Annotated in this window: 21 protein-coding genes, 1 tRNA gene and 1 pseudogene; 15 read left to right on the plus strand and 8 right to left on the minus strand. The window is 57.3% G+C overall.

Annotation, left to right across the window (positions count from 1 at the left end):
* Positions 1–18: 18 nt before the first annotated feature.
* The 9 genes and pseudogenes from ACR0D7_RS04030 to ACR0D7_RS04070 all read left to right on the plus strand — a co-directional run bounded on the left by ACR0D7_RS04030 (position 19) and on the right by ACR0D7_RS04070 (position 9,185).
* Positions 19–756 (plus strand): nitroreductase, encoded by a 738-nt coding sequence (locus ACR0D7_RS04030; protein WP_480677832.1) that lies wholly within the window; start codon positions 19–21, stop codon positions 754–756.
* 21 nt (positions 757–777) lie between these two features.
* Positions 778–1,215 carry a D-aminoacyl-tRNA deacylase gene (gene dtd, locus ACR0D7_RS04035; protein WP_480677833.1) on the plus strand — a complete coding sequence of 146 codons (438 nt, stop codon included), beginning with the start codon at positions 778–780 and terminating at the stop codon, positions 1,213–1,215.
* Positions 1,215–2,318 (plus strand): glycerate kinase type-2 family protein, encoded by a 1,104-nt coding sequence (locus ACR0D7_RS04040; RefSeq protein ID WP_480677834.1) that lies wholly within the window; start codon positions 1,215–1,217, stop codon positions 2,316–2,318. The genes dtd and ACR0D7_RS04040 overlap by 1 nt, the downstream gene beginning before the upstream one ends.
* 51 nt (positions 2,319–2,369) lie before the next feature.
* Positions 2,370–2,969 (plus strand): annotated as a pseudogene (locus ACR0D7_RS04045) (CocE/NonD family hydrolase); the annotation flags it as partial.
* 224 nt (positions 2,970–3,193) lie between these two features.
* The gene (locus ACR0D7_RS04050) at positions 3,194–4,777 is read left to right on the plus strand and encodes an ABC transporter substrate-binding protein (RefSeq protein WP_480677835.1); all 1,584 of its coding nucleotides are present in this window, start codon (positions 3,194–3,196) and stop codon (positions 4,775–4,777) included.
* A 15-nt stretch (positions 4,778–4,792) separates the two neighbouring features.
* Positions 4,793–5,749, plus strand: a complete 957-nt coding sequence (locus ACR0D7_RS04055; RefSeq protein ID WP_480677836.1) for an ABC transporter permease — start codon at positions 4,793–4,795, stop codon at positions 5,747–5,749.
* A complete protein-coding gene (locus tag ACR0D7_RS04060) occupies positions 5,749–6,564 on the plus strand; it encodes an ABC transporter permease (RefSeq protein ID WP_170383797.1) in 816 nt (271 codons plus the stop codon). Before ACR0D7_RS04055 ends, ACR0D7_RS04060 begins: the two co-directional genes overlap by 1 nt.
* On the plus strand, positions 6,561–8,198 hold the full coding sequence (locus ACR0D7_RS04065; protein WP_170573283.1) for an ABC transporter ATP-binding protein: 1,638 nt from the start codon (positions 6,561–6,563) through the stop codon (positions 8,196–8,198). The genes ACR0D7_RS04060 and ACR0D7_RS04065 overlap by 4 nt, the downstream gene beginning before the upstream one ends.
* Before the next feature lie 150 nt (positions 8,199–8,348).
* Positions 8,349–9,185 carry an alkaline phosphatase family protein gene (locus tag ACR0D7_RS04070; protein ID WP_480677837.1) on the plus strand — a complete coding sequence of 279 codons (837 nt, stop codon included), beginning with the start codon at positions 8,349–8,351 and terminating at the stop codon, positions 9,183–9,185.
* Here ACR0D7_RS04070 and ACR0D7_RS04075 read toward each other — a convergent pair whose 3' ends face one another.
* From ACR0D7_RS04075 to ACR0D7_RS04110, 8 genes are all read right to left on the minus strand, one after another.
* Complete coding sequence (locus ACR0D7_RS04075) at positions 9,186–10,109, minus strand: alpha/beta hydrolase (protein WP_480677838.1); 924 nt, start codon at positions 10,107–10,109, stop codon at positions 9,186–9,188.
* 13 nt (positions 10,110–10,122) lie between these two features.
* Positions 10,123–12,012, minus strand: a complete 1,890-nt coding sequence (locus tag ACR0D7_RS04080) for an acyl-CoA synthetase (protein WP_480677839.1) — start codon at positions 12,010–12,012, stop codon at positions 10,123–10,125.
* A gap of 157 nt (positions 12,013–12,169) precedes the next feature.
* Positions 12,170–13,978, minus strand: a complete 1,809-nt coding sequence (locus tag ACR0D7_RS04085; RefSeq protein ID WP_480677840.1) for an ABC transporter transmembrane domain-containing protein — start codon at positions 13,976–13,978, stop codon at positions 12,170–12,172.
* A gap of 126 nt (positions 13,979–14,104) precedes the next feature.
* Positions 14,105–14,179: transfer RNA gene (locus tag ACR0D7_RS04090), tRNA-Gly, on the minus strand.
* A 109-nt stretch (positions 14,180–14,288) separates the two neighbouring features.
* The gene (gene nagA, locus ACR0D7_RS04095; RefSeq protein WP_480677841.1) at positions 14,289–15,425 is read right to left on the minus strand and encodes an N-acetylglucosamine-6-phosphate deacetylase; all 1,137 of its coding nucleotides are present in this window, start codon (positions 15,423–15,425) and stop codon (positions 14,289–14,291) included.
* Positions 15,422–16,450 carry an SIS domain-containing protein gene (locus ACR0D7_RS04100; protein ID WP_480677842.1) on the minus strand — a complete coding sequence of 343 codons (1,029 nt, stop codon included), beginning with the start codon at positions 16,448–16,450 and terminating at the stop codon, positions 15,422–15,424. The genes nagA and ACR0D7_RS04100 overlap by 4 nt, the downstream gene beginning before the upstream one ends.
* A gap of 19 nt (positions 16,451–16,469) precedes the next feature.
* Positions 16,470–17,219: a GntR family transcriptional regulator gene (locus ACR0D7_RS04105; RefSeq protein ID WP_480677843.1), complete on the minus strand. Its 750-nt coding sequence runs from the start codon at positions 17,217–17,219 to the stop codon at positions 16,470–16,472.
* The gene (locus ACR0D7_RS04110) at positions 17,206–18,081 is read right to left on the minus strand and encodes a glucosamine kinase nucleotide-binding domain-containing protein (protein ID WP_480677844.1); all 876 of its coding nucleotides are present in this window, start codon (positions 18,079–18,081) and stop codon (positions 17,206–17,208) included. Before ACR0D7_RS04110 ends, ACR0D7_RS04105 begins: the two co-directional genes overlap by 14 nt.
* 163 nt (positions 18,082–18,244) lie before the next feature.
* On the opposite strand from ACR0D7_RS04110, the gene ACR0D7_RS04115 reads away from it, so the two are divergent.
* From ACR0D7_RS04115 to ACR0D7_RS04140, 6 genes are all read left to right on the plus strand, one after another.
* Positions 18,245–19,129 (plus strand): N-acetylmuramic acid 6-phosphate etherase, encoded by an 885-nt coding sequence (locus ACR0D7_RS04115; protein WP_480677845.1) that lies wholly within the window; start codon positions 18,245–18,247, stop codon positions 19,127–19,129.
* Positions 19,130–19,156: 27 nt separating this feature from the next.
* Positions 19,157–20,410, plus strand: a complete 1,254-nt coding sequence (locus ACR0D7_RS04120; protein ID WP_480677846.1) for an ABC transporter substrate-binding protein — start codon at positions 19,157–19,159, stop codon at positions 20,408–20,410.
* A 68-nt stretch (positions 20,411–20,478) separates the two neighbouring features.
* Positions 20,479–21,393, plus strand: a complete 915-nt coding sequence (locus ACR0D7_RS04125) for a carbohydrate ABC transporter permease (protein ID WP_480677848.1) — start codon at positions 20,479–20,481, stop codon at positions 21,391–21,393.
* A 10-nt stretch (positions 21,394–21,403) separates the two neighbouring features.
* Positions 21,404–22,243, plus strand: coding sequence for a carbohydrate ABC transporter permease (locus ACR0D7_RS04130; RefSeq protein ID WP_480677849.1), 840 nt, complete (start codon positions 21,404–21,406; stop codon positions 22,241–22,243).
* Positions 22,240–23,274: a Gfo/Idh/MocA family protein gene (locus ACR0D7_RS04135; RefSeq protein ID WP_480677850.1), complete on the plus strand. Its 1,035-nt coding sequence runs from the start codon at positions 22,240–22,242 to the stop codon at positions 23,272–23,274. Before ACR0D7_RS04130 ends, ACR0D7_RS04135 begins: the two co-directional genes overlap by 4 nt.
* A complete protein-coding gene (locus tag ACR0D7_RS04140) occupies positions 23,271–24,266 on the plus strand; it encodes an ABC transporter ATP-binding protein (RefSeq protein ID WP_480677851.1) in 996 nt (331 codons plus the stop codon). The genes ACR0D7_RS04135 and ACR0D7_RS04140 overlap by 4 nt, the downstream gene beginning before the upstream one ends.
* Positions 24,267–24,369 lie beyond the last annotated feature (103 nt).

The following is a 24,369-nucleotide window of genomic DNA, read 5'->3' on the forward strand; positions in this document are numbered from 1 at the left end:
GACCCAAAAGAGTGTGAAATGTTAGCGCTTGACTTCTGTTGGTCCGACGCCATTCTGCGCCGCGTCAACGCCGAGGGGGAGGCACGCGTGGCACAGCCCAATCTGAACCAATTGCTGACCGCCCGGCATTCCTGCCGTGCATTTCTCTCTGATCCGGTGCCAAGGAAACAGATCGAACAAATCCTGACCAGCGCTGCGCGTGTTCCCAGTTGGTGCAACGCGCAACCTTGGCATGTCGTGATTACCAGCGGTGCAGAAACCGACCGCTTTCGTGCCGCATTACAGGAAGAGGCACAAACAGGAACCCCGGCCCCTGATCTGCCTTTTCCAACTTCGTATTCCGGGGCCTATCAGGATCGTCGTCGAGCCTGCGGGTGGGCTTTGTACGAGGCCGTGGGCGTGGAACGAGGAGACCGCGCAGCCTCGGCCCGGCAGATGATGGAAAACTTTACCCTGTTCGGCGCGCCGCATTGCGCACTCCTTACGAGCCCGACCGAGTTGGGGGCCTATGTTGCGTTGGACTGTGGCGGGTTTATCACTGCTTTTTCACTGGCGGCACAGGCTCTGGGCATAGCCACGATCCCACAAGCTGCGCTAGCAGCCTACAGCCCGTTCATTCACCGATATTTCGACATTCCGGACGACCGCAAATTTTTATGCGCGATTTCATTCGGATATGCCGACAATGAACACCCAGCCAACAGTTTTCGCACCGACCGCGCCGATCTGAATGAGATCGCCCAGTGGCTCGGGTAGCATACCAAGCGGAGAAAAGTTTTGCGCGCAGTATTACAACGCGTTTCGCACGCCAAAGTATCGGTAGACGGTCAGGTAATCGGCCAGACTGGACCGGGGTTAATGATCCTTGTCTGCGCAATGCAGGAAGATGATGAGATGAAGGCGGACCAGCTGGCTGCCAAGATTTCGAAGCTGCGTATATTCAAGGATGACGCAGGTAAAATGAACCGCTCGGTTGTGGATATTGAAGGCTCGGCGCTGGTGATCAGCCAATTCACTTTGGCCGCCGATACGTCTCGTGGCAACAGACCGGGATTTTCCGAGGCTGCGTCGCCGGAAGTTGGCAAGCATCTGTATGAAGTCTTTGCCCAGCGTCTTCAGGCCTGCGGTGTGCCCGTAGAAACCGGAAAATTCGGTGCAAATATGGCGGTTGAACTGGTCAACGATGGGCCGGTTACGATTTGGATGGAAAGCTGATGGACAGAAAAGAGCAAGCAATTCGCATCTGGCAGGCCGGTGTCGATGCCGTAGGTGGGTACACGGCAACCAGCAAGGTCTTGAGCGATGTTTCCGAGCCAGATCAGATTCTGGCCGTGGGCAAACCCGCAGCGGCGATGGCCCGTGCCGCATTAGATCATTTTGGCCCGCGCCCTACGCTGGTTGTCACCAAGGACGACCACGGGCGTGACCTGCCTGATCATGTAACGGTAATCGAGGCCTCTCATCCCGTTCCAGACGAGCGCAGCCTTCTGGGCGGTCGTGCCCTGCGTGAGACGGTAGAGGCAATGGATTCGGATTCGCATCTGCTGCTGCTGGTTTCAGGCGGTGCGTCCTCGTTGGCCGAAGATTTGCTACCGGGAAAGTCGTTGGAAGACTTGGAGCGATTGAACAAGAAGCTTCTGTCAGAAGGTCTGGACATCACGGCCATGAACGCCGAACGGCGCAAGCTGTCGCGGATCAAGGGCGGTGGATTGCTGTCCCATTTCAAAGGGAAAAAGGCGACAGTTCTGGCGATTTCCGATGTGCCGGGCGACGATCTCAACGTTGTCGGATCGGGGATTGGGGCGCTGCCTGCCTCAGTTAGTTTTCAGGCCCACACACAGATCGTAGCCTCGAACGCTCATGCACGTGAAGCCGCAATGGAGCTGGCGCAAGGCGTAGGCTTAAATGTGCATACCAACGAAGAATGCTTGCACGATGATTTCCTGAACGTTGCCGGAACGTTGGGCAAGCGTATCCGCGACATGCCCAGCGGTGTCATGGTGTTCGGTGGAGAGCCCACTGTGGTTCTACCGGAAAACCCTGGTCGCGGCGGCCGCAACCAAGCGCTTGCACTGGCACTGGCTCAAGAAATTTCTGGGTGCGATGGAATAACGATTGTTGTCGGGGGAACCGACGGCACAGATGGACCCACCCAAGCCGCAGGAGCCGTTATTGACGCTACTACGTGGGGTGACGGCGCTGAAACGGCTTTGCAGAATGCCGACAGCGGCAGTTATCTGGAACGTGCCGGGGCATTACTGGTCACGGGTCCGACTGGAACAAACGTGATGGATCTGCTTGTCGTAATCCGCTCATGATTTGACGATTCCCGAGGCGCCCGGATTTTGAAAAGCCCGGACAGTGCGGTAATGACGCCGCCTGCGAACGCGCTACGTGATATCGAAGATTTTCCTAACATCGGCATCGAGATGCCTGATGGCTGCGGCTTGTCCGCCCGCGTCTGGCGCGCCAGAGATGCGTTAGAAGACCCCGTCCCCGCCGTCTTGGAGTTTCTGCCCTATCGCAAGCGGGATGGCACTTCGGTCCAGGATGCCTTGACCCACCCTTGGTTTGCGCAACGCGGCTTTACCTGTATCCGCGTGGACATGCGCGGCAATGGCGGCAACACAGGTCTGATGGAGGACGAACACACCCATCAAGAACTAGACGACGCAGTGACAATGATTCAGTGGGTGGTACAACAACCTTGGTGTACTGGTGCGGTTGGGATGATGGGGATCAGCTGGGGCGGCTTCAATACACTTCAGGTCGCGGCCATGCGGCCCGACCCGCTGAAGGCAATTGTCACCTTATGTTCTACCGCCGACCGATATGCCGAAGACATCCACTATAAAGGCGACTGCCTGCTGAATGAAAACCTGGGATGGGGAGCGACAATGTGGTCTTATTCATACCGCTCGCCAGACCCGGCCTTGCGTTCGAACTGGCATGAGATGTGGGCGGATAAGACGACCTTTTACCTCAGGGCAAAATTGAATGCCTTTGAGGGCGAAAACTTGATATCAACGAAGGAACTGGAGGATTCCATACCACGTTATCAGGACTGAATTTCTGACATACGCTAGCAAGACTTTTGTCCTTGCCCGCGTAACCGAAATGCGCCTACTTTGACTCATGCGTCAATAAAAAGCCCACGAAGGGCTGCTAATACACTCAACTGGGAGATCTTTGAATGAACGAACAACTCACTTACATGACCAAGCAGGTTTCAGCTGGCAAGCTGACTCGCCGTGAATTCATGGGGAAAGCGGCAGCTTTGGGTGTGTCTGCTGCAATGGCCAGCACCATATTCGCCGATGCAGCACGCGCGGCAGGTCCAAACAAGGGCGGCGATTTCAAGATGGGCATGAGCAGCGGCGAATCCACCAATTCGCTGGACCCGGCGACTTATGCCAGCCCGGTACCCGCGATGAACGGACGCCTGTTTGGGGATACTCTGGTTGAAGTTACTCCGGACGGTATGATCGAGCCCCGTTTGGCCGAGAGCGTCGAAGGAAGCGCCGACGCAAAAGTCTGGACCTTCAAACTGCGTCCCGGCGTCGAATTCCACAACGGCAAGACCATGACCAGCGAAGATGTGCTGAAGACCATGGAACGCCACTCGAACGAAGACTCGAAATCCGGTGCCTTGGGCATCATGAAGGGTATCGAGTCGATGAAGGCAGACGGGGAATATTTCCAAGTCACGTTGACCGAGGCGAACGCCGACCTGCCCTATCTGATGTCCGACTACCACCTGATCGTTCAGCCCGATGGCGGAATGGAAAACCCTGGCGACGGCGTCGGTACAGGCCCATACAAGCTTGAAACAAATGAACCGGGTGTCCGGCACCTGTTCTCCAAGTTCGAAAACCATTGGAGCGATGAAGGCCATTACGACAGTGTGGAAAACATCGTGATCAACGATGCCACAGCCCGTATGGCCGCGCTGCAATCAGGTCAGGTGCACATGGCCAACCGTGTCGAACCTAAAGTAGCCGATCTGCTTGGACGAGCACCAAATCTGACCGTCGAGTCGACGCCGGGCCGCGGGCATTATGTATTCATCATGCATTGCGACACAGCGCCCTTCGACAGCAATGAACTGCGGATGGCGCTGAAATATGCGATCAACCGCGAGGAAATGGTCGACAAGATTCTGCGTGGATACGGATCTCTGGGTAATGACATGCCTATCAATGTCTCCTACCCGCTGTTCGATACTTCGATCCCCCAACGCGAGTTTGATCTGGAAAAAGCCAAGGAGCACTATCAGAAATCCGGACATGACGGATCCCCAATCATCCTGCGTACTGCGGATGGCGCGTTCCCCGGCGCGGTGGATGCGGCAGCCTTGTTCCAGCAATCGGCGGCACAGGCCGGTATTCCGCTGGAGATCAAGCGTGAACCGAATGATGGATACTGGTCCGAAGTGTGGAATGTACAGCCTTTCTGCGCCTCGTACTGGTCGGGACGTCCGGTTCAGGATCAGATGTATGGCACTGCCTATCTGTCGACCGCAGACTGGAACGACACCCGGTTCAAGGTCGAGGAATTTGATGCCCTTCTGCTGCAGGCGCGGGCGGAACTCGATGCCGAAAAACGCAAAGAGCTGTATTCCAAGATGGGATACATGGTGCGCGATACAGGCGGCCTGATCTGCCCGATGTTCAATGACTTCATTGATGGTATCAGCACTCAGGTTGCCGGCTGGGTGACTGACCCGAATGGCGAGTTGATGAACCAGTACATTGCACGCAAAACCTGGTTCGCCTGATAAGGGCCACGGATCATGCATCCTATCATCAAACTGGTTTCCCAGCGCTTGGCGCTGGGTCTCCTGCTTCTCTTCGGTGCATCGGCTCTGATTTTCGGCCTCACCGAAGCCTTGCCGGGGGACGCTGCACAAGCGGTCCTTGGCCAATCCGCAACCCCCGAGGCGCTGGCAAACCTGCGCGAAGAAATGGGCCTCGACCGCCCGGCCCTGACCCGCTATTTCGAATGGCTGGGTGGCATTGTGCAGGGCGATCTGGGCCAGTCTCTGACCAATAAACTGGACATCGCCGAAAGTATCGGAAAACGCTTGGGGAATACCCTGTTTTTGGCGAGTGTTGCGGCGATCGTTTCTGTGCCGCTTGCCATCTTTCTGGGCCTGCTGGCCGTCCAGTACCGCAACCGTTGGCCAGATAAACTGATTTCTGCCATCACACTTACCACGGTTTCGATCCCCGAATTCCTGATTGGCTATGTCCTGGTCTATTTCATCTCGGTCAAGCTGGGATGGTTTTCCTCGCTGGCGATGATCAATGACACGATGTCCTTTGGTCAGAAACTCTATGCAGTTGCCCTGCCCGCTTTCGTTCTGACGTTGGTTGTGCTGGCGCAGATGATGCGAATGACGCGCGCGGCGATTTTGAACCTTATGCAATCGGCCTATATCGAAACAGCCGAATTGAAGGGCCTGACCACGTTTCAGGTTATCGCGCGGCATGCCTTTCCCAATGCCATTTCACCCATCGTCAACGTTGTCATGTTGAACCTGGCCTATCTGGTTGTGGGCGTCGTGGTTGTTGAAGTGGTGTTCGTCTACCCCGGCATGGGTCAATACCTGGTGGATTCGGTGACCAAGCGCGACGTACCGGTTGTTCTGGCGTGCGGCGTTGTATTCGCCGCCGTCTATATCGGCCTGAATATGGTTGCCGATATCGTGTCGATCCTCGCCAACCCAAGACTGAGGCACCCGAAATGATGAAGAATATTCCTATTTCGGCTGCAATCGGTCTGTTTTTCACCGTCCTGTACTTTGTCGTTGCTTTCGCCGCACCGTTGATTGCGCCTTATGGCATGGCCGAAGTGGTCGGCGACGTGTGGGAGCCGTCAAGCGCCGAGCATCTTCTAGGCACGGACAATATCGGTCGCGACCTGCTAACCCGTATGATCTATGGCGGGCGCACGACCATCTTCATTGCGGCGGCGGCCACGATCCTCAGCTTTGTTACAGGCACATCGCTGGGTCTGCTGGCAGCGGTGCTTGGCGGATGGGCCGATCAGGTGCTCAGCCGGACGGTTGACCTGATCATGTCGATCCCGACCCTGATCCTGTCTCTGGTCATTCTGGCAATTGTTCCCGTGACGATCCCGATCCTGATTCTGGTAATGGGTCTGCTGGATGCCACTCGACCCTATCGCCTGTCACGATCCGTCGCTGTGGACATCAACGTGATGGACTATGTCGAGGCCGCCAAACTGCGCGGTGAAGGCCGGGTCTGGATCATCTTCCGGGAAATCCTGCCCAACGCTCTGTCCCCGCTGGTGGCTGAGTTGGGTCTGCGGTTCATCTTCATGGTTCTATTTATCTCGACCCTGTCCTTCCTGGGGCTGGGCGTCCAGCCGCCGCTGGCGGACTGGGGCGGTATCGTGAAGGAAAACAAGGACGGTATCGTCTATGGCATCGGTGCGGCGCTTTACCCTGCCGTGGCCATCGCGACGCTGGCAATCTCGGTCAACCTTGTGGCTGACTGGGTCTTGAACCGTACCACATCGCTGAAAGGAGGCCGGGGATGAGTGAACCGCTTCTCAAAGTCCGAGACCTCAAGATCGGTGCAACGGTCTACCCGCCGGGTGAGAAACCCCATGACATCGAAATCGTGCACGGGGTCAGCTTTGACCTCGCGCCCGGCAAGGTGCTGGGGCTGATCGGTGAATCCGGGGCCGGCAAGTCCACTATCGGTTTGGCCTCGATGGCCTATGGTCGGGGTGGAGTGAAAATCACCGGCGGCGAGGTTTGGGTCAACGGACGTGACATCCTGAAAACGTCCCACGGCGACATCCGCAAGCTGCGCGGAGGTGAGGTCACGTACGTGTCTCAGTCTGCTGCGGCATCCTTCAATCCCGCCAAGAAGATCATGGACCAAGTGGTTGAGGCTGCGGTTGAACAGAAAAAGTTCAGCCGTAAAGAGGCCGAGAAGCGCGCGCGCGAGTTGTTCGCAAAGTTGGGCCTGCCTGATCCAGACAACATCGGCGACCGTTATCCGCACCAGGTTTCGGGTGGTCAATTGCAGCGCTGCATGACCGCGCTGGCGTTGTGCCCCGAGCCTGATCTGGTTGTGTTCGACGAACCCACAACGGCGTTGGACGTGACCACGCAGATCGACGTTCTGATGGCGATCAAAGAGGCCATCGCAGATACCGGCGTTGCCGCGCTCTATATTACGCATGACCTTGCGGTTGTTGCACAGGTGAGCGACGACATCATGGTGCTGCGGATGGGTAATACGGTCGAATACGGCAACACCGATCAGATCATCAACAACCCGCAAGAGGATTACACCAAGGCGCTGGTCTCGGTGCGTTCGATTGAACACGAAGAGAAAAAGCCCACGCCGGAACCGGTGTTGACCGTTGATGGTATAACAGCGCGGTACAAGGGGCTGAATTTCGACGTGCTGCACAACGTCAATGTCGAGCTTCATCCGGGGCAAACGCTGGCAGTTGTGGGTGAATCCGGGTCCGGCAAATCCACGCTGGCGCGGGTAATCACCGGCCTGCTGCCCCCACGCGATGGAGAGATCAATTTTGCCGGTCGCAAGCTCTCGCCTGACCTCAAGGGTCGTACACGTGAGGACCTGCGCGAATTGCAGATGATCTATCAGATGGCCGACGTGGCGATGAACCCGCGTCAGACCGTCGGCACGATCATCGGCCGCCCGTTGGAGTTCTACTTCAACATGCGCGGCGCGGAAAAGCGCAAGCGGATCGTGGAACTGCTGGATGAGATCGAACTGGGCGAAAAGTTCATCGATCGCTATCCGGCGGAGCTCTCGGGTGGTCAGAAACAGCGTGTCTGTATTGCGCGTTCACTGGCGGCCAAGCCCAAGATGATCATCTGTGACGAGGTCACCTCGGCGCTCGATCCTCTGGTGGCGGACGGCATCCTGAAGCTGCTGCTTGATTTGCAGAAGATTGAGGATGTGGCCTATTTGTTCATCACTCACGATCTGGCAACGGTCCGCGCGATCAGCGACAGTATCGCTGTGATGTATCAGGGCCGCGTGGTCCGCTATGGTCCGAAATCACAAGTGCTGAGCCCGCCGTTTGATGACTATACCGACCTGCTGCTCAGCTCGGTTCCCGAGATGCATCTGGGCTGGCTCGAAGAGGTCGTCGCCCATCGCAAGATGGAAAGCGCCGGGAACTGATCGGACTGACAGCAATCTGATGAAACTTAAGAATCCCGGCACAAAGTCTGATGGCAGGTGTCGGGATTTTGCTATTGGGGACGCGAACAGGCAGCCCATACGCAGCGAATCCCGTAGGGTCGCATGAAGTTCAAATAAAAGGGTCGGGATATGGACCGCAAACTTCTTCTCATCATTCTGGACGGTGTTCCATGGCGCAACTTCCGCCGCCTGTTCGGCAATCTGGAAGGCTGGGTCGACAGCGGCGACGCGCAGGTCTGGAAACTGCGTGCGGTGCTGCCCTCGACCTCGGCCAGTTGCTATGCCTCGATCCACACCGGCGTTACACCGCAGGAGCACGGTTGCACGGGCAACGGCAATGTCTTCCGGCTGAGCCATAAGGACGTGTTCAGTCAGGTTCGCGAGGCAGGAGGCATCACTGGTGCCGTCACGCACAGCTACTGGTCGCAGTTTTTCAATCGCCACCCGTTCGATTACGTCCGCGACATCGAATATGACGAACCTGAAAGCAAGACGATCAACCACGGCCGGTTCCACAGCATGACCGGTTACGGCAAGGCCAATCAAATGACGCCTTCGGATGTTGATCTGTACGCAACGCTGACCAATCTGTGCCTACGGTTCGGATTGGACTATGGCATCCTGCACACCTGCACACTGGACAGCATGGGTCACCGATTCTTCCACGATTGTGAGGAGATGGACCACGCCTGTTTCGTTGCGGATGAAATGCTAGCCCCCTTCATCCCCCGTTGGCGTCAGCTTGGCTACGAGGTCATCGTCACCGCCGACCACGGTCAGGACGAACGCGGCCACCACGGCGGACGAAGCCCGCTACAACAGGAAACAGCATTATACTATTTCGGAGACGCCAAAGGCCCCGAGGCAGATGCGGTGATAGACCAGCTACAACTGGCACCCACGATTCTGGATCGCATGGGCGCACCGATTGCAGAGACAATGAAAGCCAAACCGTTCCTGATGTAATCAGTCGTAGGACCAGATCCCCTGCCCCAGCGCCTCAATGGCAATCGAGATCCGCTCAAAACTGTCTGCGGCGCGTTTCACTGATGTACGCGCCCGTAGATAGCCGTGCACAAGGCCGGGTTCGTTGATCCAGTGCGCCTTCCCGCCCGACGCGACGATCTTTTCGCAATAGGCCGGACCATCATCGCGTAACGGGTCACAATCGGCGGTCACGACCACAGTGGGCGGCAGACCCGAGAAATCGGTATCCTGCAAAGGCGCAAATGTCGGATCATCCTTCGGGGCAGAGCCGCCACAGCGCACCTTTTCGTAGAATCGGATTTCATCTAACGTCAAAAGCGGCGCTTGGGCGTGTTCAACGCACGATCCTGCCGAAGTGTCGCCACCCAGACCAGGATAGATGAGTACCTGCCCCAGTACGTTCTCCAATTGCCCTCGCCCTTGTTGCGCCACGGCAGCCGCCAGATTGCCGCCCGCGCTGTCCCCAGCTAGTACCAGGGGATCGCCAAACTCCCGCGCCACCCATTTCGTCGCGGTCCAGGCGTCCTGAAACTGCGCGGGGTGGACGTGTTCGGGGCACAAGCGATAGTCGACGGCAATGACCCGATACCCGGTTTGCGCAGAAATCTCAGCACAAACATCGTCGTGGCTGTCCAACCCGCCCACGACAAAACCGCCGCCATGGAAATAGACGACGGTGCGCGTTGGATCTCCGGCTGTATAGACGCGCACAGGTACGCCATCGGCGGACCGGTCCTGCACATCCAGTCCCGAAGGACGGGGTTGGCGAAAGTCCTGACACATCGCGTCATAAACGCGGCGCTGTTCCGCAATCGACAGGTCAACCGCATCGTCCGGATAGCTTTCAGCCGTTCGTCTTATGAACGCCCATGTTTCTTCATCAATCAGACGTTCATAATCCATTGTCCCTCCGCGGTCAGGCAGCCCATTCCCAAGGCCGGGTGAACGATCCCAGCACTTTACTGACATCGTCCTCGGATGAGCCGTTCGCGTCAAGCTGCGCAACAAGTCCACGCTTCTTGTCGTCGATCACAGACACAACGCGCGCATCGACGCCAGCCTCTTCCAGCGAGCCGTTATAGATGCGCGTGATCGCCTGTTTGCGCAGTTCCGGCTTAAAGACCTTGCCCACCGCCGTTTTCGGCAGCTCGTCCAGAATGGTCATGTGCTTGGGCTGCGCCGCGCGTTCGTGCACTTGCACACGGCAATACTCCATCAGCTCTTTTTCGGTTACGCTGGCCCCTTCGACCAATTCGACAAAGGCACAGGGCACTTCGCCCGAATATGCGTCTGGCTGACCGATAGCCCCGGCAAAGGCAACCGCATCGTGCCCCAGCAAGGCCTCTTCGATCTCAGCCGGGTCGATATTGTGACCGCCGCGAATGATCAGGTCCTTGGCGCGTCCTGTGATCCACAGATAGCCATCCTCGTCAAACCGGCCCAGATCGCCTGTGCGCAGGTATTTATCGAAATGATAAAGGTCTACGTTCTTGTCGGCTTCGGTGTAGGTATTTCCGGCATAGACACCGGGGTTCGAAATACAGATCTCACCAATCTCGTCCGCGCTGCATTCTTTGGGTCCGTCCGGCCCGTCTTGAAGGATTTTCACATCCGTATAAGGGAACGGTATTCCGATCGAACCGATCTTCTTTTCCCCGTCCACCGGATTGCACGACACCAGACAAGTTGCCTCGGTCAGACCATAACCCTCGACGATGGTCACACCCGTTGCTTCTTCAAAACGGCGGAACAATTCCACAGGTAGCGGCGCGGAACCCGAGAAGGCGGTTTTCACGCTTGAGATATCGGCGTCCACCGGGCGTTGCATCTTGGCAGCGATGGCTGTTGGGACGGTGATGATAAAGCTGACATTCCAGCGTTCGATCAGCTTCCAGAAATTATCGAACACCCCGTCGCCGCGATACCCTGCTGGCGTCGGGAACACCACATGCGCACCCGAGGAGACAGCGGCCATCACGATCACATGCACGGCAAAGACGTGGAACATCGGCAGCGGACACATGATCACGTCTTCTTCGGAAAACAGCAACGTGTGACCCAGCCAGCCATTGTAGATCAGACCCGAGTATTTATGCTGTGCCACTTTTGGCATTCCGGTGGTTCCGCCGGTGTGGAAATAGCAGGCAACACGGTCTTCCTTGCTATCCTCGAAAGTCAGCGTCGTAGGCTGATTGGCCAGCTCTTTGTTGAAATTTTTGTAAGTCGCATGAGCGAGTTGTTCCTTGTCACCCATTTTGGGGCGCAGGAAGGGCACCAGCCAGGATTTGGGTGGTGTGAGGTATCGGTTCAGGTCAATTTCAAGAATGGTTTTGACCTTGGGCGCATGGCGCACCGCCTCTTCGACCTTTTGCGCCACATCCGTTTTGGGGAAGGATTTCAGCGTCACCACCACCTTGGCTTCGGATTCGCGCAGAATGGCCGAGATCTGCTCGGGCTCCAGCAGCGGATTGATCGGATTAACGATCCCGGCAACCGCGCCACCCATCATGGTAACCAGCGTCTCATTACAGTTGGGCAGCACATAGGCCACCACGTCTTTTTCACCGATTCCGAGCGAGCGGAACAGGTTTGCAGCCTGATTGACTTTACCCAACAATTCGGACCATGTCAGCGTTTCAGCCTTGTCGGTCGGACCGGAAAACAGCTGAAAGCTGATCGCATTGCTGTTCGGAAACTTTTCCGCCGTGCGTGACAGCAATTGATGGAAGGTAGCCGGAACATCGCGGTCCTCCCACGCCATTTCCTGCTCAAACCTTGCCTTGTCTTCCAAACCCACAAAGGCCATGTGGCTCCTCCCTTATCTCTCCCGTGTCCGGCACGGGTTTTGTATCCACCGCCAAGATGGAAGCAAAACCGCGCAGGTTCAAGAAATGCCTTAGCTGTGAAGGCAGCAAAGAGGTAGAATTACGCTGCGGACTAAGCGGGCTTGCCCAAGCGTCAATTTATTCCGCGGCCATGCCATCGGTAAACTGCAGTCGCGCCAAACGGGCATAAAGCCCATCCTGCGCCACCAGATCGTCATGGGTGCCTTGGGCCACAATACGTCCGGCCTCCATTACCACGATCCGGTCTGCCTTTTTAACGGTCGCCAGCCGGTGCGCCACGATCAGAGTAGTGCGACCTGCGCGCATCTGATCGACAGCCCCCTGCACCGCACGTTCGCTTTCCGCATCCAGCGCCGATGTCGCCTCGTCCAGCAACAGAACCGGCGCATCTCGCAGAATCGCACGCGCAATGGCAATTCGTTGTTTCTGACCGCCAGACAGCATCACGCCACGTTCGCCGACAAAACTGTCGTAACCCTCAGGCAAGATCGAGATGAATTCATGTGCGGCAGCTGCACGGGCGGCGGCTTCGACCTCAGCGTCGGTCGCATCGAGACGACCAAAGCGGATGTTTTCGCGTGCCGAGGCAGCAAAGATCACCGGGTCCTGCGGCACCAGCGCCATGTGGCGGCGGAAATCAGCCCGATCAGTCTCACGCAGGTCGACGCCATCCAGACTGACCTGCCCCGAGGCCGGATCGTAGAACCGCTGGATCATCTGGATGACGGTTGTCTTACCCGCCCCCGAAGGGCCGACAAAAGCTACTGTCTCACCGGGGTTCACCTTCAGCGTCAGGTGTTCCAATGCCACGACATCGGGGCGCGAAGGATAACGGAATGTCACGTCGTCAAAGCGGATTTCACCGCGGACCGGAGATGGCATCGCCTTGGATTTGACCGGATCGGTAACCGTATCCTGCGCGTTCAACAGCTCGACCAGACGTTCGGTCGCGCCAGCGGCGCGCTGCAATTCGCTCCAGATTTCGGACAAGGCCGCCACGGACCCAGCCATAATGATCGAGTAGATGACGAACTGGATCAGAACGCCTTCGGTCATTACGCCGTTACGGACATCATTCGCCCCCATCCACAGCACACCGACTATGCCAGAAAATACAAGGAAGATCACAATCACCGTCAGAATCGCGCGCGTCCGGATACGGCGCAGCGAAACGACATAGGAGGTCTCGGTCATGTCGCCGAACTGCTGGCGGCTTGCCTGTTCATGGGTGAAAGCTTGAACAGTTTGCACCGCGCCCAGGGCCTCGCCCGCATTGCCGGATGAGGCGGCGATCCAGTCCTGATTTTCCCGGCTGATCACTCGTAACCGGCGCCCCAGCACCAGAATCGGGACAACCACCAACGGGATGAGCAGCAACACCATGCCGGTCAGCTTGGCCGAGGTCAGCAGCATCAACGCCAGTCCACCTATGAACAACAGCATATTGCGCAGCGCGATGGAAACGGAGGAACCCAGAACGGACTGTATAAGTGTCGTATCCGTAGTGATCCGACTTAGAACTTCACCGGTCATGATACGTTCATAGAACTCGGGGCTCATCCCGATAACGCGGTCGAACACTGCCTTGCGGATGTCGGCCACGACGCGTTCGCCCAAACGGGTCACCAGCGCATAGCGCAGACCGGTTCCTACGGCCAGAACCGCAGCGATACCGAGGGCGGCCAGGAAATACCACTCCAGCAGATCACCGTCTTCGATACGAAAATTGTCGACCACGCGACGCACAGCCAGCGGCAATGCAAGGGTCATGCTGGCGGTCAGCACCAACGCCACGGTCGCGCCTGTCATCAGCAGCCGGTAAGGGCGCATAAAGGGCCAAAGCGACCTTAGAACTCCAATTTTCTTGGACTTTGCTCGTTCTTCGCTAGCACCTGGTGCTGGACTGGCTGAGGCGGTTCTTGCCATGCTTGGCCCTTAGATCGTTTGTATTCTGGTGACCGCTTCTTGGCGGCAGCAAACAGCGCGGTCAAGCTGTGCAGCACAAATTGGCACCTGGTCAGGGCCTTTTGACGCAGAATTTTGGGGCTGACTTGGAGCGGGCGGCGGGAATCGAACCCGCTTCATCAGCTTGGAAGGCTGAGGTAATAGCCAGTATACGACGCCCGCTCAGCGCAGGTCGGTTTAAGGGATGCGTCAGGTGCCGTCAAGCGCCCTTCGGTTGTAGATTTCAATTTCCGAACAGCCCAAAAGACGGGAACAGCAAACACCCTGCAATTTATCCCTGATCGGGCAGCCACGAACACGAATCTAGATCAGCCGAAACCCGGATCATCATGTCGTATCGAAGCGGTTGTGCAGCCGTTTGGCCGATCAAGGTTGCCGGATAGGTCGTTGCAGCGGCCAGCGCATCCTGCAATGGAACACCAACTTGTGTGACCAGAGTGCGAATGGCCGTAGTTAAATCGAGATCCGCCCCGGCCAGTGTTCCGTCCTCAAGCGTCAGGCGCCCATCCGTTCGCGTAATCCGACGACCCTCCAGCTCGAACGCGGTTTGATCGGTGCCCGCCACAGCCATGGCATCACTAACCAGAAAGATCTGACCGGGCGCGGTTTTGGCGGCCCATGCCGCGCGCATCACCTCGGGGTGAACATGGATGCCATCTGCGATCATCCCTGCCGAAAGCCCCCCATTGGCCAGCGTCGCCCCGACCAGACCGGGTTCGCGATTACCCATCTGGCTCATAGCGTTGAAAAGATGGGTGACACAACGCGCGCCCGCCGTGGCATAGCGCTGACAGGTCATAAAATCCGCATCGCTATGACCCAGCGACACCAGCACCCCCGCCTCGAACAGGGCCTGAACCTGCTTTTCCGAGACAGATTCGGGTGCGAGCGTCACAATGAGGCAGGGCAATTCCCCTGCCGCCTTGATCAGCGCCGCCAAGTCTGCCTCTTCCATCGGTCGGATCAACGCTCCGTCATGCGCGCCCTTGCGCGCCACGGACAAATGCGGCCCCTCCAGATGCAGCCCTGCGACGCCCGGCACACCTGCCCGAACCGCCTGTATCGCGGCCTCGATGGCGGCTTGGGTTTTCTCAGGTGTGTCGGTGATCAGCGTCGGCAGCAACGACGACACGCCCAATCTGCGATGCGCGCGAGCAATCCTCCGGATCGTGCCCACCGAAGGATCATCGTTAAACATTACACCATCGCCACCGTTCACCTGCAGATCGACGAATCCGGGGCACAGAATGTCCCCGTTCAAATCGACAAACTGCCCGTCTTTCGGTGCGCGCTCGTCGGGTGCCATCCCGACCAATCTGCCATCGCGAAAGCTAATGGCGTGGCCGAAATGCAGTCCCGTGCCGTCGAACAGAGCCCCATTGCGAAATGTTGTCGAACCAGAAGTCATACCGTCTCTGTTACCTTTCTAAGATGGCGCGGCGCATCAGGGTCGATTCCGCGAGCGCAGGCCACGGATTCGACCATGCTGTAAAATGAAGTGATGGCGGATATGGGGTCGGTCAGCCAATGATCGGTTCGCGTTACCGGCAAACTGTTTGCGCGGGTCACCTTGTCGGTTGCCGCAAACACTGTTGCCCCTTTGCCAGCCAGTGCATCCGCAGCCTCGGCAGTCGCCTGTTCGGCCGCATCGCGGGCAGCGAAAACGATGGTCGGGAACCCTTCTTCCACAATTGAGACCGGCCCATGTAGAACCTCGGCCGCCGAATAACTTTCAGCGTGGATTTGGCAGGTTTCCTTGATTTTCAGCGCCGCTTCATTGGACATTGCGTATGACGGTCCACGGCCCAGAGTGAACAGCGAACGGCCCGTGATCGTCTCGGCCACTGCCGACCAATCACATAGGGCGGCCTTTTCAAGATGCCCCGGCAAAGATCGGATTGCACCGATCAGCGCGTCATCCCCCTTCACTTCGGCCAACAGCCACAGCCCCGCCACAAGTGAAGTAACAAATGTTTTGGTAGCCGCCACACTCAACTCGGGTCCGGCGTGAAGAGGCAGCAGCGCGTCCGCCACCTCGGCCAACCGCGACGCTGTATTGTTGGTGATTGCAATGGTCATCCCACCCGACGCCTTCAGAGACCGCGTCATACCAACAATGTCCGGGCTTTGACCGGACTGAGAGACGGACAGGCAGACCGCACCTTCAGCTAGCAAATCCGAGCCATAGATCGAACTGACCGATGGCCCCACCGAGGCGACGGGTAGTTTCAGCAACAACTCGCTGGCATATTTCAAATAAGTACAGGCATGGTCAGATGATCCGCGCGCAACCGTGATCAGAAAACGGGGATCGGCCTGTTTCACCCGTTGAGCGGCATCCTGAATGTTGGCTTCACCCTCGCCAAGCAAACGATCAACGGCGGCAGGGATTTCCAGAATCTCCTGCCGCATTTTCGAACTGTGTTCTGACATGCTTTTCCGGCCTTTCCGGTTACAACCGCAGTTCGGCGACAAAATCATAGGCGTCGCCGCGATAAAGGGAGCGGGTCAGTTCCGCGGCCCGTCCGTTTTTGAGGAACGAAATACGTTCGATGTTCAGCCCGGCTGCCCCTTCGGGCACCTCCAGCAACTCAGCTTCGGGCGCAGCAAGGTTAAGGGCCGAGATTTTCTGAACCGCCCGCACCGGTCGCCGCCCCATAGCCTCCAGCACCTCATACAAAGAGGTCGTTACCTCAATTGGATTCGGCAGGATATCCAACGGCAATGCCGCCCGCTCCAGCGCCAACGGGCGGCCATCGGCCTCACGCAAGCGGTATATGCGGGATATCTGTTCACCATCCTGCAGGCTCAGCGCCTCGACCTCTTCGGGGGTTGGCGCGAATACGCCGCGCTCCAACCATTTTGAGGTGGTCTGCATACCTCGGCTGGACATATCTTCAGTAAAGGATGTCAGGTGAGTCAGCGATTGCTCAACCCGCGGAACGCGTTCGCGAATGAACGAGCCCGAGCCCTGACGTTGTTCGATCACGCCCTCTTGAACCAACTCCTGTATCGCCTTGCGCACGGTGACGCGCGACAGATCGGTGATTTCGACCAGTTCTCGTTCCGATGGCAATGACGAGTTCGGTGCCAGAACGCCAGTTTCGATTCCTTCCTGAAGCCTGCGTCGCAATTGCACGTATCGTGGCCCCTTGTCGGGACTCAGCCAAAGATCAGCGCGCAAGAAGTCAGAGATGCTCATTTCGGATCTCCTTTGCCAATGCCAAAGCGCCAGTCAACGGTTCACCCAGCGGCGGGCGCACGGCGGATCGCATGTTATCAGGCAGGTAGGTCGCATAGTGGCCCGCAATCCCACCAGTCAAGCAGATCGTCCGACCCGGTTGCCAGCCGAGCCCATTTGCGATTTCCGCGATGTAATCCGAACCTGCTTGCAAAATTTGCACGGCAACACGGTCACCTTTCTTGGCTTCGGATGTCACCTGCGGCGCAAGCGCGCCGAATTGGGCGGGAGAAGCATTTTTAGCAAAGCGAACGATGCCAGCAGGGCCGCCCAGGTCAGTCAACAGACTTTGTGTCAGATTGGTCCCAACTTGCGTCCCATCATATGCGCACAAGGTTTCGGATAAAGCGCGGCGTCCGACCCACTGAGCCGAGGCCTCATCCCCCAGAACCGAGCCCCAGCCGCCGGCAAATCGCATCGCACCATCGGTTTGCATCGCCATGAAAGAGCCGGTTCCGCAATGAGCGACCAGACCATCCTGCGCCCCCAACGCCCCGCGCACAGCAGCCGGGCGATCATCTTCAACTCGTGCACTCATCAGACGCAGCGCGTCACGCAAACGCCCTGCGATACCCGCATCAGTAACACCCGCAAGACCAATAAAGGCTGGCCAGCCAATCATATCCTCGACCTTAATCTCAACCTGTCGCGACAAGGCATCCAATCCAGCCCGTATCTGATTCAGCGCACCATCAAAATCGGTGGACACATTGGCCGCCCCGGTTTCGGAGCAATGGACAGCGCCATCAATTTCGCACGCAACACGGCATCGCGTTCCCCCACCATCCACGGCCAACACAGCGCTATCATGAGATTCGATCATGACAATACCATTATAATACCTTTTTGGATTTTAAAAGGACGGAATGGGAAAATATACCGATGAATTCCACCTTATACGCAGAAAAAGTCTCAATCAGAAATAAATTATGGACAAGTGGTATTAGATAGGTATTGTATACGGTGTCACATGGGAGGGGATTCTCTTGACGCTGCCACAAACCGAACAACTGCACCCAAATGCAGCACTGTTGAACCGGGGTGACCTGATCACCTCGGCACGCGCTTTGGCGGAAGGCCAAATCGCCGCCGCGGCAGCTGTCCGAGGCGTGCTGGGCAATATAGCTCAAGGTGCCGAGGCCATGGCGAACACAATCCGCAAGGACGGAGTGCTACACTACGTTGCAGCCGGTTCCTCGGGCTTGATGGCGGCTGCTGATGCGCAGGAATTGGGTGGCACATTCTCGATCCCCCCTGCGCGCCTGCGCATTCATATGGCGGGCGGTCTACCAACCGGAGCTGAGATGCCGGGCGGCGCTGAAGACGCTACTGACGGCCTGCTGGAAGCCTTGGGCCAGGTACAGGACTTGGACACCATCATCGCCGTATCAGCCAGCGGCTCGACGCCCTACACCGTCGCGGCCATGAACATCGCCCAGACCTGTGGCGCGACTGTTATCGGCATCGCGAATAACGCGGGCAGCCCCCTGTTAGAAGCGGCCGATATTCCCATCCTGCTGGCGACCCCACCCGAGCTGATCTCAGGATCGACACGCATGGGCGCAGGGACCGCCCAAAAGATCGCGTTAAACATGCTATCTTCGCTGATGGCGGTCGAATTGGGTCACGTGCACAAAGGCATGATGGTGAACCTACGCGCTGACAATGACAAGCTGCGCGGCCGCGCAGTCGGCATCGTCGCCGGAATCGCCGAAGTTGATGCTGATACTGCGAAGCACGCGTTGGACATCGCGAACGGAGAGGTAAAGTCCGCCATCTTGATCGCCGCTCAGGGTGTTTCACCAGAGCAAGCCCACGCACGCCTACAGGCGACAGATGGAATTTTGAGCATCGCGCTTACACAAGAATGACAAAGAAAAATAAACCGGGAGAAAGACATGAAGAACAAAAGCCTGAAACTGGCCTTACTTGGCACTACACTAATGGCCACGACCGCCTATGCCGAGGACGTGACCCTGACCATCGAAAGCTGGCGCAATGACGATCTGACCCTTTGGCAGGACCAAATCATTCCTGCGTTTGAGGCAAAACATCCGGGTATCAAGTTAGTATTCTCCCCTTTTGCCCCAACAGAATACGACGCAGCGTTGAACGCGAAACTTGAAGCCGGGTCTGCAGGTGACATCCTAACCTGCCGCCCGTTTGATCGATCACTGGGTCTCTATAACGCCGGACATCTGGCGGACCTGTCTGGATTGGAAGCAATGGCCAACTTTTCCAACGTTGCCAAATCTGCCTGGCAGACGGACGATGGGTCGGCCACCTTCTGCGTTCCGATGGCTTCGGTAATCCACGGTTTCATCTATAACAAAGAAGCTTTCGCGGAACTGGACATCGAGGTTCCGACTACCGAAGACGAATTCTTTGCAGCGCTCGACAAGATCAGGGAGGACGGCACCTATATCCCGATGGCAATGGGTACCAACGACCAGTGGGAAGCTGCGACGATGGGCTACAACAACATCGGTCCAAACTACTGGAAGGGTGAAGAAGGGCGTCTTGCACTGATTGGTGGCACACAGAAATTGACCGATCCGCAGTGGGTCGAGCCCTATGTGACATTGGCTAGGTGGAAAGACTACCTCGGAGACGGTTTCGAGGCGCAAACCTACCCCGATAGTCAGAATCTGTTCACGCTCGGTCGTGCCGCCATCTATCCAGCCGGCAGTTGGGAAATTTCAGGCTTCAACACTCAGGCCGATTTTGAGATGGGTGCGTTCAAACCGCCGGTTCGCGAAGCGAATGACACCTGCTATATCTCGGACCACACCGATATCGGGATCGGCATGAACGCCGCCACGGAAAACCGCGAAGCGGCCGAGACCTTCCTGGCGTGGGTCGCCAGCCCGGAATTCGCAGAGATTTTCGGCAATGCCCTGCCCGGCTTCTTCCCTCTGTCGAATGCGCCGGTCGAACTGCAGGACCCTCTAGCCAAGGAATTTGTCGGTTGGCGGGACGAATGTGAGTCCACCATCCGTTCGACCTATCAAATACTGTCGCGCGGCGAGCCTAACCTTGAGCTAGAAACTTGGAACGCATCGGCCAATGTCGTTCGGGGCGCGGAAAGCGCTGCTGACGCAGGTCATCGTCTGCAGGAAGGGCTTTCCAACTGGTACGCGCCACACCAGTGACCTAACACCTACCCGGGCGGCGGTGGTGATCGCCCGGGTAACCCCGACACCTCATTGAAAGCTGTCCCATGAACCGCCCCCGCTTCCGCTGGCATATCGTCGTGTTTCTCGCACCAGCCGTACTTGTCTACACGGCGGTGATGATCTTTCCGCTGTTCAACACGCTGCGTCTGGCGCTGTTTACAGAGATCGATCAGACCCGCATATTTGTCGGTTTGCAGAACTTTGAGACACTGTTTTTCGATCCGATCTGGTCCGAGCAGTTCTGGAATGCGTTGGGCAATAACTTCTGGTTTTTCCTAATCCATATGCTGGTGCAGAACCCCATCGGGATCGCTCTGGCAGCACTGCTGAGCCATCCGCGCCTGCGGTTCGCCGCGCTGTACCGCTCGGCGATTTTCATCCCCACGATCCTCAGCTTCGTGATCGTCGGCTTTGCATGGAAGCTGATCCTGTCCCCGATCTGGGGCATCGCGCCCTCGATGCTGGACGCTATCGGGCTAAAATCCCTGTTCGCGCCCTGGCTGGGGAAGGAGGAATACGCCTTGACCACGCTGGCCTTGATCTCGGTCTGGCAATTCGTTGGCATCCCGATGATGCTGATCTATGCCGCCCTACTGACCATACCTGAAGAAATCCTTGAGGCCGGAGAGATCGACGGCATCACAGGCGCATCGGCTTTCTGGAAAATCAAGCTGCCGTTGATCCTGCCGTCAATCGGGATCATCTCAATCCTGACCTTCGTGGGCAATTTCAACGCCTTTGACCTGATCTATGCAGCACAGGGCGCGCTGGCGGGGCCGGATTTCTCTACCGATATCTTAGGCACGTTCATGTACCGCACCTTCTTTGGCTTCCAGCTGCAACTGGGCGATCCGCATATGGGATCTGCGATTGCTGGGGCCATGTTCGCGATCATCCTTGTGGGTGTCTGCATCTACCTGTTCGGCATCCAAACCCGGATGCGCCGGTATCAACTGTGAGGGTCCAGAGATGAACAAAGCACGTCAAAGCCCTTTCAACACGGCAGCCATGCACGGCGCATTGATCCTGTACACGCTGATCGCCCTGTTTCCGGTCTTCGTGATCCTGATCAACAGCTTCAAAACCCGTCGCGCGATCTTTCGCGAACCTCTCGCCCTGCCCAGCGCGGACAGTTTTTCGCTGATCGGATACGAGACGGTGATGAAACAAGGGGATTTCTTCCTCTACTTTCAGAACTCGATGATTGTCACCGTGGCATCACTGTTCTTCATCCTGCTGTTCGGTGCCATGGCGGCCTACGCGTTGTCTGAATACCAGTTCAAGGGAAACCTTCTGATGGGGTTGTATCTGGCGCTGGGGATCATGATCCCTATCCGCATTGGCACGGTCGCGATCCTTGAAATGATGGTGGCCACCGACTTGGTGAACACACTCTGGGCGCTTATCCTTGTGTACACGGCGCAAGGCTTGCCCTTGGCGGTGTTCATCCTGTCCGAGTTTATGCGACAGGTCAGTGACGATCTTAAAAATGCAGGGCGCATCGACGGGTTGTCGGAGTACACAATCTTCTTCCGGCTGGTGCTGCCTTTGGTCCGGCCCGCGATGGCGACCGTGGCCGTGTTCAACATGATCCCGATCTGGAACGACCTGTGGTTTCCGCTGATCCTCGCGCCTGCCGAGGAAACCAAAACGCTCACACTAGGCAGCCAAGTCTTCATCGGTCAGTTCGTCACAGACTGGAACGCAGTCCTGTCAGCCCTGTCAATGGCGATCCTGCCGGTGCTGGTGCTCTACGTTATCTTCTCACGCCAACTGATCCGCGGCATCACATCCGGAGCTGTCAAATGACCCGTGTTCTGATTGCAGGCCTTGGCAATATGGGGCTGAGCCATGCGCTGGCCCATCACCATCACCCAGACGTTCAGATCGTCGGGCTTGTGAACCGGTCTGGCCAAGTGGATCACGCGGAGCTTTCCGACTATCCAGCCTACGCGGATTTCGAAAGGGCGCTGGCCGAAACCACCCCTGAACTGGTTGTCATCGCCACTTATTCCGACAGTCACGCAGAATACGCCTGTGCTGCGATGCAGGCTGGAGCGCATGTCTTTGTCGAAAAACCGCTGGCCACCAATGTCATGGACGCGCGGTGTGTGGTTGAAACCGCCACAAGGCTGAACCGCAAACTGGTTGTAGGCTACATCCTGCGCCACCACCCCTCGTGGGTGCGTCTGATTGCCGAGGCGCGCGATCTGGGTGGGCCGTATGTGTTTCGCCTGAACCTGAACCAGCAATCCTCGGGCGCTGAGTGGGAGACGCACAAGGCTCTGATGAAGACAACTTCGCCCATCGTCGATTGCGGAGTGCATTATGTCGATGTGATGTGCCAGATCACAGACGCACAGCCCGCCCGTGTACATGGAATGGGCCTGCGACTGTCGGATGAGATAGCCGAGGACATGTATAACTATGGCCAATTTCAGGTAGTCTTCGAGGACGGTTCAGTTGGCTGGTATGAGGCCGGATGGGGCCCAATGATGTCCGAGACTGCCTTCTTCGTGAAGGATATCGTGTCGCCCAATGGCTCAGTCTCGATCACCGATGGAAACAAGGGCGCGTCCGCCGATATCGACGGTCACACCAAGGTCGGCGGCCTGTTGGTCCACACGCCAGACGGAGACCGCACAATCGAAATGCCCGATGAACCCGGCCATCAGAAACTCTGCGATGCCGAGCAGGCCTATATGCTGCGCGCCATCACTGAAGACATCGACTTGACGCGCCATATGAATGACGCCGTTCAATCCCTTGCCATTTGCCTGGCCGCCGATGAAAGCATTCGCACCGGCCAACCCGTTTCGCTAAAGGAGCCCACGTCATGACCGCTCTGACATTGACCAACGTAAACAAATCCTTCGGCAATGTGCATGTCCTGAAAGACATCACTTTGGAGGTTGAGGAAGGCGAGTTTGTCGTCTTTGTCGGACCCTCGGGCTGTGGCAAGTCCACATTGCTGCGCGTGATTGCGGGGCTTGAGGATGCCACGTCAGGCGAGGTTAATATCGGCGGTCAGCAGGTCAATCTGGTGCCGCCCTCCAAACGCGGAATCGCAATGGTATTCCAGAGCTACGCGCTCTACCCTCATCTCAGCGTGCGGGGAAACATGACCCTTGCGCTAAAACAGGAAAAGCAACCCAAGGCGGTAATCGAGGAACGGGTGGCCAATGCCAGCCGGATGCTGAATCTCGAACCGTATCTGGACCGTTACCCTTCGGAACTGTCGGGCGGCCAACGTCAACGCGTCGCCATCGGGCGAGCCATCGTGCGCGAGCCCAAGTTGTTCCTGTTTGACGAACCATTGTCCAACCTTGACGCAGCCCTACGCATGAACACACGGATCGAGATTGCCAATCTGCACCGGGCATTGGACGCCTCGATGATATACGTGACCCACGATCAGACCGAGGCGATGACGCTGGCCGATAAGATCGTTGTTCTGCGCGATGGGCGGGTGGAACAGATCGGCAGCCCGATGGAGCTGTATAACAACCCCGCCAACCAGTTTGTGGCCGGTTTTCTGGGTTCGCCGTCGATGAATTTCCTGCCTGAAGGAATGCTTAGCGATGGCGGTCAGAACACCATCGGCATTCGCCCCGAAGATCTGTTTCTATCCGATGATGGCCCCCTGACGGCGCAGGTCAGCCATGTGGAGAAACTGGGTGGAGACACAAACGTCATCGCCAAAGTCCGTGACCACGCAGTCACCGCCCGGCTGTTTGGCCAACACGCGATTTCCGAAGGTCAGGAACTGCGGTTCGCCTATGCCGCAGACAAAGCCTATCGGTTCGACGCAGCCGGTCAGAGATTGCGCTGACGGGCAGACCTGCAGCCAGCTCGAAAACTGAGAAACTCGCGCCTTGGTAGAGCGGGAATTTTAGCGATTTCCCGCTCAATTTCGTGTTTTGAACCTTTACTGC

The organism is Ruegeria sp. BB7 (genome assembly GCF_056539365.1).

Coding starts and splice junctions, on each gene's coding strand:
- ACR0D7_RS04135 (WP_480677850.1), top strand. CDS start 22,240: ATGACCCGTGTTCTGATTGCAGGCCTTGGCAATATGGGGCTGAGCCAT.
- ACR0D7_RS04085 (WP_480677840.1), bottom strand. CDS start 13,978: ATGGCAAGAACCGCCTCAGCCAGTCCAGCACCAGGTGCTAGCGAAGAA.
- ACR0D7_RS04065 (WP_170573283.1), top strand. CDS start 6,561: ATGAGTGAACCGCTTCTCAAAGTCCGAGACCTCAAGATCGGTGCAACG.
- ACR0D7_RS04080 (WP_480677839.1), bottom strand. CDS start 12,012: ATGGCCTTTGTGGGTTTGGAAGACAAGGCAAGGTTTGAGCAGGAAATG.
- ACR0D7_RS04130 (WP_480677849.1), top strand. CDS start 21,404: ATGAACAAAGCACGTCAAAGCCCTTTCAACACGGCAGCCATGCACGGC.
- ACR0D7_RS04105 (WP_480677843.1), bottom strand. CDS start 17,219: ATGAGCATCTCTGACTTCTTGCGCGCTGATCTTTGGCTGAGTCCCGAC.
- ACR0D7_RS04070 (WP_480677837.1), top strand. CDS start 8,349: ATGGACCGCAAACTTCTTCTCATCATTCTGGACGGTGTTCCATGGCGC.
- ACR0D7_RS04030 (WP_480677832.1), top strand. CDS start 19: ATGTTAGCGCTTGACTTCTGTTGGTCCGACGCCATTCTGCGCCGCGTC.
- ACR0D7_RS04100 (WP_480677842.1), bottom strand. CDS start 16,450: ATGTCAGAACACAGTTCGAAAATGCGGCAGGAGATTCTGGAAATCCCT.
- ACR0D7_RS04075 (WP_480677838.1), bottom strand. CDS start 10,109: ATGGATTATGAACGTCTGATTGATGAAGAAACATGGGCGTTCATAAGA.
- ACR0D7_RS04050 (WP_480677835.1), top strand. CDS start 3,194: ATGAACGAACAACTCACTTACATGACCAAGCAGGTTTCAGCTGGCAAG.
- ACR0D7_RS04040 (WP_480677834.1), top strand. CDS start 1,215: ATGGACAGAAAAGAGCAAGCAATTCGCATCTGGCAGGCCGGTGTCGAT.
- ACR0D7_RS04055 (WP_480677836.1), top strand. CDS start 4,793: ATGCATCCTATCATCAAACTGGTTTCCCAGCGCTTGGCGCTGGGTCTC.
- nagA (WP_480677841.1), bottom strand. CDS start 15,425: ATGACTTCTGGTTCGACAACATTTCGCAATGGGGCTCTGTTCGACGGC.
- ACR0D7_RS04110 (WP_480677844.1), bottom strand. CDS start 18,081: ATGATCGAATCTCATGATAGCGCTGTGTTGGCCGTGGATGGTGGGGGA.
- ACR0D7_RS04140 (WP_480677851.1), top strand. CDS start 23,271: ATGACCGCTCTGACATTGACCAACGTAAACAAATCCTTCGGCAATGTG.
- ACR0D7_RS04125 (WP_480677848.1), top strand. CDS start 20,479: ATGAACCGCCCCCGCTTCCGCTGGCATATCGTCGTGTTTCTCGCACCA.
- ACR0D7_RS04060 (WP_170383797.1), top strand. CDS start 5,749: ATGAAGAATATTCCTATTTCGGCTGCAATCGGTCTGTTTTTCACCGTC.
- ACR0D7_RS04120 (WP_480677846.1), top strand. CDS start 19,157: ATGAAGAACAAAAGCCTGAAACTGGCCTTACTTGGCACTACACTAATG.